The 17,719-nt window shown below is 73.2% G+C and carries 13 protein-coding genes; 5 read left to right on the top strand and 8 right to left on the bottom strand.

What is annotated here, in order from left to right:
• Positions 1-103 precede the first annotated feature (103 nt).
• Positions 104-856, top strand: a complete 753-nt coding sequence (locus ABZV94_RS05840; protein ID WP_356337579.1) for a hypothetical protein — start codon at positions 104-106, stop codon at positions 854-856.
• Between the two features lie 31 nt (positions 857-887).
• Here ABZV94_RS05840 and ABZV94_RS05845 read toward each other — a convergent pair whose 3' ends face one another.
• Together ABZV94_RS05845 and ABZV94_RS05850 are read right to left on the bottom strand one after the other, a co-directional pair.
• Positions 888-1,631, bottom strand: coding sequence for an N-acetyltransferase (locus ABZV94_RS05845; protein WP_356337581.1), 744 nt, complete (start codon positions 1,629-1,631; stop codon positions 888-890).
• 62 nt (positions 1,632-1,693) lie between these two features.
• Positions 1,694-2,410 (bottom strand): HNH endonuclease family protein, encoded by a 717-nt coding sequence (locus tag ABZV94_RS05850; RefSeq protein WP_356337583.1) that lies wholly within the window; start codon positions 2,408-2,410, stop codon positions 1,694-1,696.
• 222 nt (positions 2,411-2,632) lie between these two features.
• On the opposite strand from ABZV94_RS05850, the gene ABZV94_RS05855 reads away from it, so the two are divergent.
• Entirely contained in the window at positions 2,633-3,394 is a 762-nt protein-coding gene (locus tag ABZV94_RS05855) for an SDR family oxidoreductase (RefSeq protein ID WP_356337585.1), read from the top strand.
• Positions 3,395-3,404: 10 nt separating this feature from the next.
• Here ABZV94_RS05855 and ABZV94_RS05860 read toward each other — a convergent pair whose 3' ends face one another.
• The 4 genes from ABZV94_RS05860 to ABZV94_RS05875 all read right to left on the bottom strand — a co-directional run bounded on the left by ABZV94_RS05860 (position 3,405) and on the right by ABZV94_RS05875 (position 10,917).
• The gene (locus ABZV94_RS05860) at positions 3,405-3,764 is read right to left on the bottom strand and encodes a MerR family transcriptional regulator (protein ID WP_356337588.1); all 360 of its coding nucleotides are present in this window, start codon (positions 3,762-3,764) and stop codon (positions 3,405-3,407) included.
• A gap of 33 nt (positions 3,765-3,797) precedes the next feature.
• A complete protein-coding gene (mfd, locus tag ABZV94_RS05865) occupies positions 3,798-7,328 on the bottom strand; it encodes a transcription-repair coupling factor (protein ID WP_356337589.1) in 3,531 nt (1,176 codons plus the stop codon).
• A gap of 236 nt (positions 7,329-7,564) precedes the next feature.
• Positions 7,565-10,147, bottom strand: coding sequence for an FtsX-like permease family protein (locus ABZV94_RS05870; protein ID WP_356337591.1), 2,583 nt, complete (start codon positions 10,145-10,147; stop codon positions 7,565-7,567).
• The gene (locus ABZV94_RS05875) at positions 10,144-10,917 is read right to left on the bottom strand and encodes an ABC transporter ATP-binding protein (protein WP_356337594.1); all 774 of its coding nucleotides are present in this window, start codon (positions 10,915-10,917) and stop codon (positions 10,144-10,146) included. Before ABZV94_RS05875 ends, ABZV94_RS05870 begins: the two co-directional genes overlap by 4 nt.
• A gap of 512 nt (positions 10,918-11,429) precedes the next feature.
• On the opposite strand from ABZV94_RS05875, the gene ABZV94_RS05880 reads away from it, so the two are divergent.
• The 3 genes from ABZV94_RS05880 (at position 11,430) to ABZV94_RS05890 (ending at position 15,241) form a co-directional block, all read left to right on the top strand.
• Positions 11,430-12,926: an MFS transporter gene (locus tag ABZV94_RS05880; RefSeq protein ID WP_356337596.1), complete on the top strand. Its 1,497-nt coding sequence runs from the start codon at positions 11,430-11,432 to the stop codon at positions 12,924-12,926.
• A 186-nt stretch (positions 12,927-13,112) separates the two neighbouring features.
• On the top strand, positions 13,113-13,610 hold the full coding sequence (locus tag ABZV94_RS05885) for a DUF485 domain-containing protein (RefSeq protein ID WP_356337599.1): 498 nt from the start codon (positions 13,113-13,115) through the stop codon (positions 13,608-13,610).
• A complete protein-coding gene (locus ABZV94_RS05890) occupies positions 13,607-15,241 on the top strand; it encodes a cation acetate symporter (RefSeq protein ID WP_356337602.1) in 1,635 nt (544 codons plus the stop codon). The genes ABZV94_RS05885 and ABZV94_RS05890 overlap by 4 nt, the downstream gene beginning before the upstream one ends.
• A gap of 33 nt (positions 15,242-15,274) precedes the next feature.
• On the opposite strand, the gene ABZV94_RS05895 is transcribed toward ABZV94_RS05890, so the two are convergent.
• Both ABZV94_RS05895 and ABZV94_RS05900 read right to left on the bottom strand, forming a co-directional pair.
• Positions 15,275-16,162, bottom strand: a complete 888-nt coding sequence (locus tag ABZV94_RS05895; RefSeq protein WP_356337604.1) for a cellulose-binding protein — start codon at positions 16,160-16,162, stop codon at positions 15,275-15,277.
• 207 nt (positions 16,163-16,369) lie between these two features.
• A partial coding sequence (locus ABZV94_RS05900; RefSeq protein WP_356337606.1) for an SUKH-4 family immunity protein occupies positions 16,370-17,719 on the bottom strand: 1,350 nt, incomplete at its 5' end.

A 17,719-nucleotide genomic window follows, 5' to 3' on the forward strand; every position in this document is an offset into this window, starting at 1 on the left:
CCCCGGCGCGGGGTACGACACCCCGTGCCGGTCCCGCACCACCGCACCCCGCGGAGCCCCTCGGCTCCGCGCCCACCACCCACCTCTCTCACAAGGAACTGTCATGCGTCGTACCGCACTTGCCGCCCTCTGTCTCGCCGCCGCGGCCACCGCGGGACTCACCACGGGCTGCCTGCCGGGGCAGGACTCGGCGGACAGCAAGCCGAAGGGGCCGTTCGCCGGGCTGAGCGGCGCCGAGATCACCGAACGCGCGCTGAAGGCCACCACGGGTGCCTCGTCCGTGCGGCTGAAGGGCCGGGTCACCGACGACGAGAGCAAGGGCGTCATCGAGATCGACATGGCGGTCAACCACGAGGGCGAGTGCGCCGGCACGATGAGCATGGGCGGCCAGGGCAAGGCCCAGCTGATCAAGACGGGCAGCACCGTCTACATGAAGTACGACGAGGCGTTCCTGCGTGCCCAGAGCAAGGGCGAGTCCAAGGAGGACACGGAGGCGGCCGTGGACATGCTGGCCGGGAAGTGGACCAAGATGGCCGTGAAGGGCCAGGACGCCAAGGACATCGCGAGCTTCTGCGACCTGGACTCGGTCCTCGGTGACGTGAGCGACGGCGACACGGCGGGCACCACCCGCGGGAAGACCACGCGGGTCGACGGCACGCCCGCGATCGCCCTGCACGAGAAGGACGGCAAGGAGCGCTACACGGCGTACGTGGCGACCGAGGGCAAGCCGTACCTGCTGCGGGTCGACAGCGTGTCCGGCGGGAAGGAGCCGGAGCACCTGTCGTTCCTCGACTACGGCAAGCCGGTGCCCGCGCGCAAGCCCACGGGCGAGATCGTCGACCTGGACGCGCTGTAACCGCTGAAGCGCGGTGCGGCCCGCCGCGGGGTCACAGGCGGTGCCGCATCCAGACGTTGGGCTCGGTGTAGACGGCGTACCCGTGCTCCGCTTCGCAGCGGACCGGGACCAGCGCGCCGGGCACCTCCACGTCGCCCGAACCGTCGAAGGGCAGCCCGGTCCAGCGCCGCCACTCCTCCAGCGAGCCGGTCACGGTCATGGAGGCCGGGGCGATGGAGTCGATGGTGGCGCCGGCCCGGGCGTGCACGCGCAGCCACGGGTCCTCGGGCAGCCCGTCGGGGCGCAGGCGGTGGGCGTACTCGGCGATCGGGGTGTGCGGCTCGCGGTGCTTGGCGTTGGGGCGGACGGGGGCGACGACCTCGCGGAAGCCGCGGGCACGGGCGTTGTCGCGCATCGCCGAGAGCATGACGGACGACAGGCCCCGGCCCTGGGCGTGCGGGGCGATGGTGACCGCGACGGCGCTGACGGTGTCCGGGCGGGTGCCGTGGCGCAGGTCGGCGAAGGCCCACACCAGGACCTGGTCCCAGCCGCGGGCCGGCAGGGTGCGCCGGCCGTCCAGGCCGAGGGCGAACGGCACGCTGTAGGCGTGGGCGACGACCCGGCCGTCCGCGTCCTCGGCGAACAGCGTGTACTGCGGCAGTTCGGCGGGGATGCGGCCGTAGTGGGCGTTGCCGACGAGGTCGTGGGTGACGAACTCGGGCCAGGTGTCGGTCATGCCGAGCACCGCCGGGAGCCGGTCGGGCCGCTCGGCGAGGGTGCTCACCTTGATGTCCATGGCGGTCACGGTAGGCGGTACGGCCCGGGCCGGGACAGCGATTTCGCCGCCGGCCGGGCGGGTCACCGGGCCCGGAAGCGCTCGGGCGCCGTGGTGGGGTTGCCGCCGGCGGGGAGCTTCTGGTCCGGGCAGCCGGCGAGGACCTTCTTCATGGCGGCCCGCTCGGCCGCGGTGACCCACAGGCCGTACTTCTTCTTGACCGCGACCTGCGCCGCCACATAGGCGCACCGGTAGGACTTGTTGGGCGGCAGCCAGGTGGCCGCGTCGCCGTCGCCCTTGCCGCGGTTGGTGCTCGCGTCGACCGCGAGGAGGTTCAGGGGGTCGTTGGCCAGCGCTATGCGCTTACTGGCGTCCCAGTACTTGGCGCCCTTCTGCCAGGCGTCGGAGAGGGCGACGACGTGGTCGATGTCGACCTGGCTGCGACCGCGCCGGTAGGTGATGTCCTTGCCGGAGTAGGGGTCGGGGTCCAGCAGGCCGTAGGAGACCTTGCAGCTGCCGCCGGTGAACCGCACCTGCTTCAGGTCGCGCTTGAGGATGTCGTCGCGGGTGTCGCAGGAGTTGGAGTCGGTGTCCGCCCAGGCGGTGCCGAACCGCTCCCGGGAGTAACCGGTCTTCGGTGCGCGCCCCTTGACGGTCAGCGAGTCGGCGGCGGCCAGGGCTGCGCCCCCGCTTCCGCTCCGTGCGGGCCCGGAGGCCCCTCCGGTCTGCTCGGCCGTGCAGCCGGTCACGGCGACCAGCGCCGCCACGGCGATGGCCGCTCCGCCCCTCGGACGCGTCACGGTGCGTCTCCCTCGCTCGCCCTGGATCCGCCCCGCGGGCGCGGGCGGATCGTTTCGCTCACCACCGTAACTTCCCTTCCTGGGCCGCCGGATGCCAGCGCAAAGGGGGCGTCGGGAAGCAAATCGGGCGCTTGGCGGGGATTCTGACGGGCCGTTGCCGTACGAGCGCCCCCGGGGCCGGGCTTGACCTTGCCGCTGGCGTCAGGGTCCGACGATCCTCGCATGACCGAGAACAGCCACGTCCCAGGTCCCCGTACCGTCCTCGTCACCGGCGCCGGCACCGGGATCGGCCGCGCCACCGCGCGTGCCTTCGCCGCCGAGGGCGCCCGGGTCCTCGCCGTCGGCCGCCGGGCCGCACCGCTGGCCGAGACCGCCGGGGGACATCCCGGGATCACGCCCCTGTCCGCCGACCTGACCGCCGAGGACGGGCCCGCAACCGTCGTACGGGCCGCGCTGGAGCGGTACGGCCGGATCGACGTGCTCGTCAACAACGCGGCCGTCGTCACCACCGACTCCCTGCGCGGCTACACGCGTGCGTCGGTACGGCCGCTGCTGGAGACGAACCTCCTCGCGCCCGTGCTGCTCACCCAGGCGGCGCTGCCCGCGCTGACCGAGAGCCGGGGTGTCGTGGTGAACGTGACCACCTCGGTGGGCCAGCGCGCCTGGCCCGGCAACTCCCTGTACGCGGCGGGCAAGGCGGCGCTGGAGACGCTGACCCGCAGCTGGGCGGTGGAACTGGCGCCGCACGGCATCCGGGTGGTCGCCGTGGCCCCGGGCGCGATCGAGACCCCGATCGCCGACCACGCCGGCTTCACCCCTGAGCAGCGCGCCGCCCTGCGCGCGTGGCAGCTCGACCACACCCCGCTCGGCCGGATCGGCCGGCCCGAGGAGGTCGCCTGGGCCGTCAGCCGGCTCGCCTCCCCGGGGGCGTCGTTCGTGACGGGGGTGGTGCTGCCGGTGGACGGCGGAGCGGTGGTCGCCTGACCCGGCCCGTTCAGGGCACCGCGTCGCCCGCCTCCCGCAGCGCCGCCGCCAGCCGGTCCCGGACAGCCGTCTGGGCCGCGATGCGGGCGTCCGGCACGGCCAGCCGGGCCCGGGCGACCCGCAGCGCCCCGGCGGAGGCCGGGCCGGCGGTGACGTCGCCGTCCAGGCAGGGCAGGAACGCCCGTACGTCGTCCAGGGTGAGGCCCGCTTCCAGCAGCCGGCGGATGTTGCGGACCCGGACGGCCGTGCCGGTGTCGTACGTGCGGTAGCCGTTGGCCGCGCGCACGGACGTGATCAGGCCGTGCTGCTCGTAGTGGCGCAGGGCGCGCGGTGTCGTCCCGGTGGCCTCGGCCAGCTCACCGATCCGCACGCGCGCCCCCGAGCCGCCCCCGCGCACCGGCCCTCACCCCAGGATCGACGTCAGGAACTCGCCCACCCAGGCCAGCAGTTCGCGGCCGACCAGCGGCTTGCCGCCCACCTTCGCGGTCTTCGGCCGCGGGACCAGCACCTGGTGCGCGGCGGGCTTGACGACCGTGCCCGGGTAGAGCCGCTTGAGCCGCAGTTCCTGCGACTCGCGCAGTTCCACCGGCGCGAAGCGGATGTTGGTGCCCTGGAGGACGATCTCGCCGACGCCGCACGCGCGTGCGAGCATCCGCAGCCCGGCGACCAGCAGCAGGTTCTCCACCGGCTCGGGCAGCTTGCCGTAGCGGTCGGTGAGTTCCTCGCGGACGGCCTTGATGTCCTCCTCGGAGTTGGCGGAGGCGATCGAGCGGTACGCCTGGAGGCGCAGCCGCTCGCCGGGCGCGTAGTCGTGCGGGACGTGCGCGTCGACCGGAAGCTCGATCTTGACCTCGAGCGGGGCCTCCTCCTCGATCCCGCCCGTCTCCAGCTGGCGCCGGTAGTCCGCGACGGCCTCGCCGACCATGCGGACGTACAGGTCGAAGCCGACGCCCGCGATGTGCCCGGACTGCTCGCCGCCGAGCAGGTTGCCGGCGCCGCGGATCTCCAGGTCCTTCATCGCGACGTACATGCCGGCGCCCATCTCGGTGTGCTGGGCGATGGTGGCGAGGCGCTCGTGCGCGGTCTCCGTCAGCGGCTTCTCCGGCGGGTACAGGAAGTACGCGTAGCCGCGCTCGCGACCGCGTCCGACCCGGCCGCGCAGCTGGTGCAGCTGGGACAGGCCGAAGGTGTCGCCGCGCTCCACGATCAGGGTGTTGGCGTTGGAGATGTCGATGCCGGACTCGACGATCGTGGTGGAGACGAGGACGTCGAACTTCTTCTCCCAGAAGTCGACGACGACCTGCTCCAGGGCGGACTCCGACATCTGTCCGTGGGCCGTGGCGATCCGTGCCTCGGGGACGATCTCGCGGAGTCTGGCGGCGGCGCGGTCGATGGACTCGACGCGGTTGTGGATGTAGAAGACCTGGCCCTCGCGCAGCAGTTCGCGGCGGATGGCGGCGCCGATCTGCTTCTCCTCGTAGGGCCCGACGAAGGTGAGCACCGGGTGGCGCTCCTCCGGGGGCGTGGTGATCGTGGACATCTCGCGGATGCCGGTGACCGCCATCTCCAGGGTGCGCGGGATCGGGGTGGCGGACATCGTCAGCACGTCGACGTTGGCGCGGAGCTTCTTCAGCTGCTCCTTGTGCTCGACGCCGAAGCGCTGCTCCTCGTCGACGATGACCAGGCCCAGGTCCTTGAACTTGGTCTCCGAGGAGAACAGGCGGTGGGTGCCGATGACGACGTCCACCGAGCCGTCCTTCAGCCCTTCCAGGACGGCCTTGGCCTCGGTGTCGGTCTGGAAGCGGGACAGCGCGCGCACGTTCACCGGGAACTGTCCGTACCGCTCGGAGAACGTGCCGAAGTGCTGCTGCACCAGCAGGGTCGTGGGGACGAGGACGGCGACCTGCTTGCCGTCCTGTACGGCCTTGAAGGCGGCCCGCACCGCGATCTCGGTCTTGCCGTAGCCGACGTCGCCGCAGATCAGGCGGTCCATGGGGACCGACTTCTCCATGTCCTCCTTGACCTCGGCGATGGTGGTGAGCTGGTCGGGGGTCTCCGCGTAGGGGAAGGCGTCCTCCAGCTCGCGCTGCCAGGGGGTGTCGGCGCCGAAGGCGTGGCCGGGGGCGGCCATGCGGGCGCTGTAGAGCTTGATCAGGTCGGCGGCGATCTCCTTGACGGCCTTCTTCGCGCGCGCCTTGGTCTTCGTCCAGTCGGCGCCGCCCAGGCGGTGCAGGGTGGGTGCCTCGCCGCCGACGTACTTGGTGATCTGCTCCAGCTGGTCGGTCGGGATGTACAGCCGGTCGCCGGGCTGGCCGCGCTTGGCGGGCGCGTACTCCACGACCAGGTACTCGCGGGTGGCGCCCTGCACGGTGCGCTGCACCATCTCGATGTAGCGGCCGACGCCGTGCTGTTCGTGGACGATGTAGTCGCCCGGTTCCAGGGTGAGCGGGTCGATGGTCTTGCGGCGGCGGGCGGGCATGCGGGTGCCGTCGCGGCCGGCGGCGCGCTGGCCGGACAGGTCGGTCTCGGTGAGGACGGCGAGCCTGAGCGCCGGGTCCACGAAGCCGTACTCGATCGAGCCGCAGGAGACGTGCACCACCGACGGGCTCAGCTCGCCGAGGTCGTTGTCGAGGCGGGCGGCGATGCCCTCGCCGCCGAGGACCTCCACCGTGCGCGCGGCCGGGCCGTGGCCCTCGGTGACGAACACCGTGCGCCAGCCGTCGGCGAGCCAGCCCTTGGTGTCGGCGAGGGCCCGCGCGGTGTCGCCGCGGTAGGTCTCGGGGGCGTGCATGCCGAGCTTGAGGGTGTCCGCGTCCAGTTCCTCGTCGGCGGCGAACGGGGACACCGACCACCACATCATGTCCAGCTCGCGGGCCCGGTCGCGGACGTCGGCGATGGACCACAGGGAGGCCGCGCCCACGTCGATCGGGGCCTCGCCGCCGCCGGCGGTGGCCGCCCAGGACGCCTGGAGGAACTCCTGGCTGGTGGCGACGAGGTCGGCGGCGCGGGTGCGGACGCGTTCGGGGTCGCAGACGACGGCCATGGCGCCCTTGGGCAGGACGTCGAGCAGCAGCTCCATGTCGTCCACCAGGACCGGGGCCAGGGACTCCATGCCCTCGACCGCGATGCCCTCGGCGATCTTGTTCAGGAGTTCGCCCAGCTCCGGGTGTTCCTCGGCGAGGGCACGCGCGCGTGCGCGGACGTCGTCGGTGAGCAGCAGCTCGCGGCACGGCGGCGCCCACAGGCCGTGCTCGGCGACTTCGAGGGAGCGCTGGTCGGCGACCTTGAAGTAGCGGATCTCCTCGACGTCGTCGCCCCAGAACTCGATGCGCAGGGGGTGTTCCTCGGTGGGCGGGAAGACGTCCAGGATGCCGCCGCGCACGGCGAACTCGCCGCGCTTCTCGACCAGCTCCACGCGCGCGTAGGCGGCGGCCGCGAGGGCTTCGACGACATCGTTCAGGTCGGCGCTCCGGCCGGTCCTCAGGGCCACCGGCTCCAGGTCGCCGAGGCCCTTGACCTGCGGCTGGAGCACGGAGCGCACGGGGGCCACGACGACGGAGACCGGGCCGGTCTCGGGGTCGTCGGGGCTGGGGTGGGCGAGGCGGCGCAGGACGGCGAGGCGGCGGCCGACGGTGTCGCTGCGGGGGCTGAGCCGCTCGTGCGGGAGGGTCTCCCAGGAGGGGTACTCCACGACGCCCTGCTCGGGCAGCAGGGAGCGCAGGGCGGCGGCCAGGTCCTCGGCCTCCCGGCCGGTCGCGGTGACCGCCAGCACCGGGCGGCCGGCCTCGCGGGCCAGCGCGGCGATCGCGAAGGGGCGGGCGGCCGGGGGGCCGACGAGGTCGACGTGCGGGCGGTTGCCGTCCGCCGCCGCCCTGATCGCTTCCGCGAGGGCGGGGTCCTTGACTACGGCGTCGAGCAGACCGTGCAGGCTCATGGAGGGGCTTTCCGTCCAGGGGGTCGGCAACACGAAGGGCCCGACTCGTGTGACGGGCCGGGGCTGTCCAGCGTACGACGGCGTGGGCGGCGGTGCGGGGGGCTGTGGACAACCCCGGGCGGCCGGACAGCGCGGAAACCCGGTGCCGGACAGTCCCTGAGGACTCCCCGGCACCGGGTCCGCCCGCCGCAACCCCCGTGTGCGGTGGCCGTCGGCTCAGCTCGCGCGGCTGTCCGCTAGTCGGTCGCGATGGCGTTCAGGACGTTCATGCGGCCCGCGCGGAACGCCGGGATCAGCGCGGCGAACAGGCCCACGAAGGCCGAGCCGACGAAGACGCCGGTGATCGTCGGCCAGGGGATCTCCAGGACGTTCAGTCCCTCCAGGGCGAGGAGCTTCTGGGCGGTCGCCCCCCAGCCCATGCCGAGGCCGAGGCCGAGCAGGGCGCCGAAGACGGCGATCACCACGGACTCCAGGCGGATCATGCGGCGCAGCTGACGGCGGGAGAGGCCGATGGCCCGCATGAGGCCGATCTCCCGGGTCCGCTCGACCACCGACAGGGCCAGGGTGTTCACCACACCGAGGACCGCGACGATGATCGCGAGCGCCAGCAGGCCGTAGATCATGTTGAGCAGCTGGCCGATCTGGTCCTTCAGCGCCTGCTTGTAGTCGGTCTGGTCGCGCACGGTCAGCGCCGGGTCGTCGCGCAGTACCGACTTCAGCGCCTTGTAGGCGGCGGCCTCCTGCCCGTCCTTGGCGGTGGCGAACATCAGCTGGTCGAGGGGCATGCGGTCGGCCGGGACGTACCTGGCGGCCGTGGCGATGGAGACGTACATGGCGCCCTTGTCGACGACGACGTCGTCGCTGGTGATCGCGCGGACCGTCAGCTTCGCCGTGCGGCCGTCCTCGAAGTGGACGGCGACCGTGGAGCCGAGCTTGATGCCGTGGTCCTTGGCGAAGCCCTCGAAGACGGACATCGAGTCGGGCTCGTAGGCGTCGGCGAGGTCACCGGCGACGGTCTTGGTGCGCAGGTCCTGCACGTAGGTCGGGTCGGCCGCGTTGATGGTCTCCTTCTTGCTGACCCGGCCGTCCGGTGTGGTCAGGGACGCGTCCAGGAGCTTGTACTCGGTGACCCGCTCCAGACCGGGCGTGTTCTTGACCTTCTCCACCATCTGCGGCTTGATCAGGTTGTACTCCTGCTCGCCCTGGATGATGAAGTCGGTGCCCACGGTCTTGTCGAGCTGTTCGGTGGCCGAGGCCACCATGGAGGAGCCGACCACGGACAGGCAGGCCACCAGGGCGAGGCCGATCATCAGGGCGGCGCCGGTGGCACCGGTGCGGCGCGGGTTGCGCAGCGCGTTGCGTTCGGCCATGCGGCCCACGGGCCCGAAGACCCGCAGGATGACCGCGCCGAGAACGCGGACCAGTCCGGCGGCGAGCAGCGGTCCGATGACGACGAAGCCGATGAGCGTGGCCACCACGCCCAGGCCCAGCCAGCCGGAGCCGGTCTTGGCCTGGTCGGCGGTGGCGGCGGTGTACAGGCACCAGCCGCCGGCGGCGGTCAGGAGCAGGCCGATGACGGCGCGCACGGCGCCGGCCTTGGCGTCGGCCGGGGCGCCGGCGTCGCGCAGGGCGGCCATCGGCGAGACCTTGCCGGCGCGCCGGGCGGGCAGGTAGGCGGCGAGGACGGTGACGATCACGCCGAGGAGGAGGCCGATCGCGGGGGTGGTCCAGGCCACGGTGAGGTCGTCGGTGGACAGGTTCATGCCCATCTGGCCCATGAGTTTCATCAGGCCGATCGCGATGCCGACGCCCGCGCCGACGCCGAGCACCGAGCCGAGCACGCCGAGCAGCAGCGCCTCGACCAGCACGGACCGGTTGACCTGCTTGCGGGAGGAGCCGATGGCGCGCAGCAGCCCGATCTCGCGGGTGCGCTGGGCGACCAGCATGGAGAAGGTGTTGATGATCAGGAAGATGCCGACGAGGAAGGCGATCCCGGCGAAGCCGAGCATCGCGTACTTCATGACGTTCAGGAAGCTCTGGACGTCCTTCTGGTTGGCGTCGGCGACCTCCTTGGCGGTCTGCACCTTGTAGCCGTGCCCGAGGACGGCGGTGACGTTCCTCTTCAGCTGCGCGTCGCTCACGCCCTGGGCGGCCATGACGTTGACGTCGGTGTAGACGCCGGTCCGGCCGACGAGGGTCCGCTGGGCGGTCTTGGTGTCCAGGTAGAAGATCGCCGCGCCGGGGTTGGTGACCTTGAAGGCGGCGATGCCGGACACGCGCGCGTGGTGCGCGCCGACGGCCGTGATCACGCCGATCTCGTCGCCGAGTTTCAGGTGGTGCTTGTCGGCGGTGTCGGCGTCGACCATCACCTGGTCCGGGCCCTTGGGCGCCGTACCGGAGGTGATCTCCATGGTCCGGGCGTCGTTGCCGTTCCAGCTGCCAACGATGGTGGGCGCGCCGCTGCTGGGCGACAGCTTGTCCTTGTCGGCGTCGACGACGGTCACCGCGGTGGAGAACACCGTGCCCTCGGCCGAGCGCACGCCCCGGGCCTTGCGGACCTCGCCGACCACGGAGGCGGGCAGCACGGGCGGCTTGCCGGTGCGCGAGGTGGTCTCCCCGGTGTCGGAGGAGCCCTTGGCGCTGACCTGGACGTCGGAGGAGGTGGCCTGGAACAGCTTGTCGAAGGTGGTGTTCATCGTGTCGGTGAACACGAGCGTGCCGCACACGAACGCCACCGACAGCAGGACGGCGACCGCCGACAGCGCCATGCGGCCCTTGTGCGCGAGGAAGTTGCGCATCGAGGTCTTCAGCACGGTCATGACGTGCGCCCCCGGGCGTCGAAGTCCTTCATGCGGTCCAGGACCTGTTCGGCCGTCGGCTGGTACATCTCGTCGACGATCCGGCCGTCGGCGAGGTAGAGCACGCGGTCGGCGTAGGAGGCGGCCACGGGGTCGTGGGTGACCATGACGATGGTCTGGCCGAGTTCGTCCACCGAGCGGCGCAGGAAGCCGAGCACCTCCGCTCCGGCGCGCGAGTCGAGGTTCCCGGTCGGCTCGTCGCCGAAGATGATCTCCGGGCGGGCGGCGAGCGCGCGGGCCACGGCGACGCGCTGCTGCTGGCCGCCGGAGAGCTGGGTGGGGCGGTGCTTGAGGCGCCCGGCGAGCCCGACGGTCTCCACCACGCGGTCCAGCCAGGCCCGGTCGGGCCTGCGGCCGGCGATGTCCATGGGCAGCGTGATGTTCTCGATCGCGTTCAGCGTCGGCAGCAGGTTGAACGCCTGGAAGATGAAGCCGATCCGGTCCCGGCGCAGCTGGGTGAGCTTCTTGTCCTTCAGGCCGGTGATCTCGGTCTCGTCGAGGTGGATCTGACCGCTCGTCACCGTGTCGAGGCCGGCGAGGCAGTGCATCAGGGTGGACTTGCCGGACCCGGAGGGGCCCATGATCGCGGTGAACTGGCCGCGGGCGATGTCCACGTCGACGTGGTCCAGGGCGACGACACGGGTCTCGCCGGACCCGTACGCCTTCACGACCTGCCGCGCCCGCGCGGCAACGGCCGTACGCCCTCCCGTCACCCGGCCGCCACCCCTCATCGAGGCGCTTCGCGCCGCACCCTCCGAATCGCCCCCGTGCCCGGGAATGGTCACAGCCGAAGTCACGGTATGTCTCCTATGTCGGTTGACAGGTCGTGGTCGATGTCCCGGTGTTCCGGGCGTCGTCCTGGATTTACGTCGTTGAGTCTCGCGGTCGGCGGGGGCGTCACGCGCTGGTGCGGAGCCCCGTCTTTCCCGGGGGTAATCCCCACCCCCCGCCGGTGCGGTCCGCCGCCCCCCAGCGGCGTAAAGCCAGGTTAAGGAGCACCCGTGTCCCGTCTCGTCCTCCGCCGGGACGAACCCTCCCCGAGCCGTAGTACGGAGGAACCCCTAGGGGTGCTCCACCGCCGGGTGGAGCCGTTCTCAGGGGCGCCTCCACCCTTCGGTGCGGAAAGCCTCCACCCTTCCGCCGCGTCAGGCGCAAGCCCCGCACACCGTGGGAAGCTGTCGTCCCGGTGATACGTGCAGGGGGCACGGGCAGCGTCCGGCAGGGACCACGGGAGGGGTGCGCGGTGGGGAGTACGACACCGGCGATACGCGGCGGGGCCGGCCGGCGCCAGGACACCCGGCGGCGGGGCGCGGTGGTCGCCGCGCTGATGCTGGCGATGGCACTGGCCGCGCTCGACTCCACCGTGGTCTCCACGGCCGTACCGCAGATCGTCGGCGACCTCGGCGGGTTCTCCGTCTTCTCCTGGCTGTTCTCCGGCTATCTGCTGGCCGTCACCGTCACGCTCCCCGTGTACGGCAAACTCTCCGACACCTTCGGCCGCAAGCCGGTGCTGGTGGCGGGCGCGGCCGTGTTCCTGCTGGGCTCCGTGCTGTGCGCGGCGGCCTGGAACATGGGGGCGCTGATCGCGTTCCGGATCGTGCAGGGCCTGGGCGGCGGGGCGTTGCAGGGCACGGTGCAGACGCTGGCCGCCGATCTGTACCCGCTGGCGGAACGCCCGAAGATCCAGTCCAAGCTCTCCACGGTGTGGGCGGTCTCCGCGGTGGCCGGCCCCGGGCTCGGCGGGGTGCTCGCCGCCTACGCCGACTGGCGCTGGATCTTCCTGGTCAACCTGCCGATCGGCGCCGCCGCCCTGTGGCTGATCGTCCGTCATCTGCACGAGCCGGAGCGGGAGAAGGCACGCCGGGCGCGCGTGGACTGGGCCGGCGCGCTCGCGGTGTTCGCGTGCGGCGGGGTGCTGCTGACCGCGCTGGTGCAGGGCGGGGTCGCGTGGCCGTGGCTGTCGGCGCCGTCGCTGGCCCTGTTCGGCACGGGCCTGGCACTGGTGGCCGTGGTGGTCCGGATCGAGCGGCGGGCCGCGGAGCCGATCATCCCCGGGTGGGTGTGGCGGCGCCGGACGATCGCGGCCGTCAATCTGGCGCTGGGCGCGCTGGGGCTGCTGATGGTGGCGCCGAGCGTGTTCCTGCCGACGTACGCGCAGTCGGTGCTCGGGCTCGCGCCGGTGGCCGCCGGGTTCGTGCTGTCGGTGTGGACGCTGAGCTGGCCGGTGTCGGCCGCGCTCAGCCAGCACGTCTACCGGAGGATCGGCTTCCGGGACACCGCGCTGCTCGGCATCGGCCTGGCCGCGCTGATCCTGTGCGCGTTCCCGTTCCTGCCGTACCCGGGGTCGTGGTGGCAGCCGACGCTGCTGATGCTGCTGCTCGGCGGGGCGCTGGGGCTGTTCCAGCTGCCGCTGATCGTGGGGGTGCAGTCGACCGTGGGCTGGTCGGAGCGGGGCACCACGACCGCGTCGGTCCTGTTCTGCCGGCAGACCGGCCAGACCCTCGGCGCGTCCCTGTTCGGCGCCGTCGCCAACGGTGTGCTGGCCGCGCGGCTCGGCGGGGCGGGCGACCTGGACTCCGTCACGCGCGCGCTGGACGCCGGTACGGCCCCCGAGGCGACCCGGCGGGCCATCGCCGGCGCGGTCCACGCGGTGTATCTCGGGGCGGCGGGCGCGGCGGCCGTGGCCTTCGTGGTGCTGCTGCTGGTGGCGCCCCGGCGGTTCCCGGTGCTCCAGGACTGAACCGGGCAGGGTTAACGCGGGTAACACCCCAGGTGGGGCGCGTCCTCCCGGGGAAAGCGCATACCGACCGGCCAGTTCGGTGAAAACGCCGCGCGGCCCGCGGCGCGCGAGTAGCGTGCGTGACTCAGCTCCCCCACCTCCCTGCGGTCCGCCGCCACGGACCCGAGCCACGCAAGGAGCCCCGGGATGTCCTACGACCCGCCGCAGCCGTCCCCCGCACCCCGTCCCCCGTACTCCGCCCACCCGTCCCACGCACCCTTCCCCTCGTACCCCCCGCCCCCGCGCGAGCCGTCGCACCCGGGGGCGCCCACCTACCCCTGGCAGCCGCCCGCGCCGCCCGAACCGGCGCGCCCGGCCCGCCGGGTGCCGCGCGAACCCCTCGGCCGGCACAGTGACCTGCGCGTGCTGCGCGGCGCCTACCGCTGGCAGCGGCGCACGGCCACGCTCACCGCGCTCGGCTACTTCACGCTGTTCCTCGTCCTGTCCGCGTACGCGCCCGGCACCATGACGCGCACGGTCGCCGACGGCATCCCCGCCGGACTGCTGCTCGCCCTCGTGCAACTCCCGGTCACCTGGCTGGCGATCGCCCTGTACGAGCACACCGCGCGCCGGCACGTCGATCCCCTCGCCGACCGCATCCGCAGGCACGCCGAACTGGACGCGCGGCGCGGAGCGGCCCGATGACGGCCGCCGCCGGTGCGGCGTCCACCGGCTTCAGCGACTCGGCGCAGACGATGTCCCTGGTCGCCTTCTCCACCGCCGCCACCGTGACCCTGCTGCTGTGCGTGATGACCGGCCCCGACCGGGACGACCTGGACGAGTTCTACACCGGCTACGGCTCCCTGTCCCCGCTGCGCAACGGCCTCGCCATCGCCGGCGACTACATCTCCGCCGCCACCGTCCTCGGCACCGGCGGAGTGATCGCCCTGTGCGGCTACGACGGTGTCGTCCTCGCCCTCAGCACGGCCCTGTCGCTGATGCTGCTGATGTTCCTGCTGGCCGAACCCCTGCGCAACGCGGGCCGGTTCACCATGGGCGACGCCCTCGCCCGCCGCATGCCGGGCCGCTGCGTACGCGTCACGGCCTGCGCGGTGACCATCGCCGCGCTGCTGCCGCTGATGCTCGTCCAACTGGCCGGGACCGGGCAGCTGATGGCCTTCATCCTCGGCTTCACCAACGAGTCCCTGAAGACCGGGTGCGTCGTGGGACTCGGCCTCCTCATGATCGCCTACGCCGCGATCGGCGGCATGAAGGGCACCGCGCTCATCCAGATCGTGAAGATCGTGCTGCTGATCGGCTCGGGCGCCGCGGTCGCCCTGCTGGTCCTGCGCCGCTTCGACTGGGACCCGGGCGCCCTGTTCACCGCCGCCGCGCGGCAGAGCGGCGCCGGGCCCGCGTTCCTGCGCTCCGGGCTGGAGTTCGGCACCACGCCCACGGGCCGCGTCGACATGATCGCCTCCCAGCTGACCGTCGTCCTCGGCGGCGCCTGCCTGCCGCACATCACCATGCGCATGTACACCGCCTCCAGCGCCCGCCAGGTGCGCCGCTCGATGTCCTGGGCGGTGTCCCTGGTCGCCCTGTTCGTCCTCGTCATCACGGTGGTGGGGTTCGGCGCCACGGCCCTGCTGGGGCGTACGGCGATCGCGACGGCCGACCCGCAGGGCAACACGGCGTACCTGATGGGCTCGCGCGCGGTGTTCGGCGCCGGCGTGTCGACGGCGGAGACCTTCCTGTTCACCCTGGTCACCACCGCGCTCTTCCTGACCCTGCTCGCCTCGGTGGCCGGGATGATCCTCGCCTGCGCCAACTCCCTGGCGCACGACGTGTTCGCCGCCCGGGTGCAGGAGATGCCGGCCCGCCGCGAGATGACCCTGGCCCGCGTCTCGGCGCTCGCCATAGGAGTGCCGACGATCCTGCTGGCCACGCTGGTGCAGCACCACAGCCTGCAGCCCCTGGTCACGCTCTCCTTCTGCCTGGGCGCCTCCGCCCTCGCCCCCGCCCTGGTCTACGGCCTGTTCTGGCGCCGCTACACCCGCGGCGGACTGCTGGGCACGCTGATCGGGGGCTCGCTGACCGTGCTGCTGCTCATGCCGGGCACCAACCTCGTCTCCGGGTCGCCCGTCTCCGCGTTCCCCGGCGCCGACTTCAACTGGTTCCCGTTCACCACCACCGGCATCGTCTCCATCCCCGCCGGGTTCTTCTTCGGCTGGCTCGGCACGGTCCTGTCGGGCCGCGCGAAGGCGGAACGGCAGCGCCACCAGTACGAGGCGGTGGAGGGGTGGATCCTGGCCGGGGCGGTACGGAAGGGGGGCTGACGGGAGTGCCGGCGCCTCCGCCGGGCCGGCCGGCTACTCCAGGACCACCTGGCCGGTCAGCTCGATGAGGCTGTCGCGCACGGAGTCCATGTGCGCCTGCATCTCGTCCCACAGCTCGCCGTGCTCGCGCAGCACCCGTTCCGTCTCCGCGGCGATGCGCTCCTCCTGCGCATGCGCCTCGGCGATGATCTCCTCGGCGCGCGCGCTTGCCTCCTCCGGGGAGCGGCGGGCGTACTCCTCGGCCTCCGCGAGGGCACGCTCGGCGTCGGCCAGCGCGGCCTCGGCCCGGCTCGCCCGTTCGGCGTGCCCGGCGTCCAGCTCCGCCATCCGGTCGGCCTCCTCCCGCTCGGCCCGGGCCCAGCGCGCGGCGTGCTCCCGGGACTGCTCGGCGAGCATGCCGTCGGTGCGCCGGCGCGCCTCACGCAGCTCCGCGAGCGCCTCCATGCGCCCCGACTTCACCGCGCGCCGGGCACCCACGCGGATCCCCTCGGCCTCCGCCTGCACACCGAGGAGCCACTGACGGGCGTGCTCGTCGGCCTCCGCGCGGACCGCGTCCGCCGCCTCCCGCGCCTCCGCCAGGACGCGCTCGGCGTCCGCCCGGGCCCGCGCGACCTCCTCCTCGGCCTCCCGCCGGGCGCGTTCCCGCAGGGCGTCCGCCTCGTCGAGCACGAACTGGTACAGCTGCCGGGCGCCCTCCCCGAGCGTCTCGTACGTCTGCGGCGGGAGCTCGGCGAGGGTCTCGCGCAACAGCGCGGCCTCCGCCCCCATGTCCTTGGCGAGCACGGTCAGCCGGGCGGCGCGCTCCCAGGCGGCGTCCCGGTCCTCGGACAGCGCCTCCAGGTACGCCTCGACCTGGTCGGGACGGTAGCCACGCCCCCGGACGGTCGCGAAGCCGTGCGGCGGCATCGATGCGCTGCTCACCCTGGGGACCCCTCTCCACCGGACCTGCACGACAGGATGATTTCGCGCATATCTTGATGGATCGGGAGTAAGGGTTCATAACGCGACACTCCGCAGGCACGTCACGCCACTGCTCCGAACGGCCCCTCCGACGGACAACGCAGCGGGCCCCGCACGCGCACGTGCGGGGCCCGCATGTTCACACCCGGAGGCCGGGCGGCCACGGCGCTACAGCAGCCCGTCCCACATCTGCTCCAGCAGCACCGACCACCAGCTCTCCGGCGAACCGAGCGCCGCCGGGTCGAGGGCGGCCAGCTGCGCCTGGAAGTCGACGGTCCAGCGGCCCGCCTGCTCCTGGTTCAGCCCGTACCTGAGGCGCCACATCCGGCCCAGCAGCGCCAGGCACCGGGTGAACTCCGGCAGCCCGGTGTTCACGAACTGCGGCGGCACCGGCGCACCGCCCGGCCCCGCCTCCACCGGCACGGCCACGATGTTCGCCGTCCCGTACTGCACACAGATCGCCTTGCCGAAGTCCGTGCCCATGACCAGGTACGACCCCGCGTCCGCCGCCGGCAGCACCCCGCGCTCCGCCGCCAGCTCCGCCAGCGTCGGCACCGGCCGGCCCGGCTGAGCCTGCGCCCAGAAGAACGGACCCATGTCCAGCGGCAGCCCCGCCACGACCAGCGTGTGCGCCACGATCGGCGGCACGCCCTGCCGGGACACCGCCTGCTGCTCGAACCGGAAGATCCCCGGCCCGAACGCCGCCGCCAGCTCCTGCGCGATCCCCTCCGGGGGCACCGGCGGCGCGGCCTGCACCGGGGGCAGCGGCGCCCGCACCGGCGCGGGCCGCGCGGGACCGTCCGCCACCTGGTGCAACTCGCCCTGGTGCGCCAGCAGCTGCCGCATGCCCTGCTGCCGGCTCGCGTGGTCCGTGCCGTACGGCGCGATGCTCGCGATCCGCGCCTGCGGCCACTGCTCCCGGATCATCCGTGCGCAGTACGCCCCCGGCAGTTCGCACGACTCCAACTCCGTGTGCAGCTCCAGCACCTGGTCCGGCGGCACGTTCATGGCCCGCAGCTCGTGGAAGATCTGCCACTCCGGGTGCGGCGTCCCCGGCGCCGAACGCCGGATCAGCTGCTGCTCCGACCCGTCCTGCGCGCGGTACCGCAGCACGGCCTGGTAACCGGGACCGACGGTCGGCTGCCCCTGCTGCGGATAGCCGTACGCCGGTGCCGGTCCGGGCATGGCGGCCCCTGGCGGCATGGGACCGGGGGGCATGGCAGCGGGGGGCATGGGGGGCTGCACGCCCGGAGCGCTGGGGGGCATGCCGGGGACGCCCGGAGTGCCGGGGGGCACGGCGGAGGCGCCCGGCGCCGGGGGGACGCCCGGGGCGCCGGGCGGGTGCGGCATGCCGAGTGCGCCCGGCGCGGGCGGCGGGGGCGCGCCCGGCCCGGCCACCGGCGGAGCGGACAGGACCGTCTCGGCGTGGTGCACGGCACCGTGAGCAGAGGGAGCCCCGGGAGCGCCCGGAGGCTGCGGGGCGCCGGGACGGCCCGGGGCCGCCGGGGGCTGAGGCGC

The sequence above is a fragment of the Streptomyces sp. NPDC004658 genome (assembly GCF_040609555.1).
Taxonomy (GTDB): domain Bacteria; phylum Actinomycetota; class Actinomycetes; order Streptomycetales; family Streptomycetaceae; genus Streptomyces.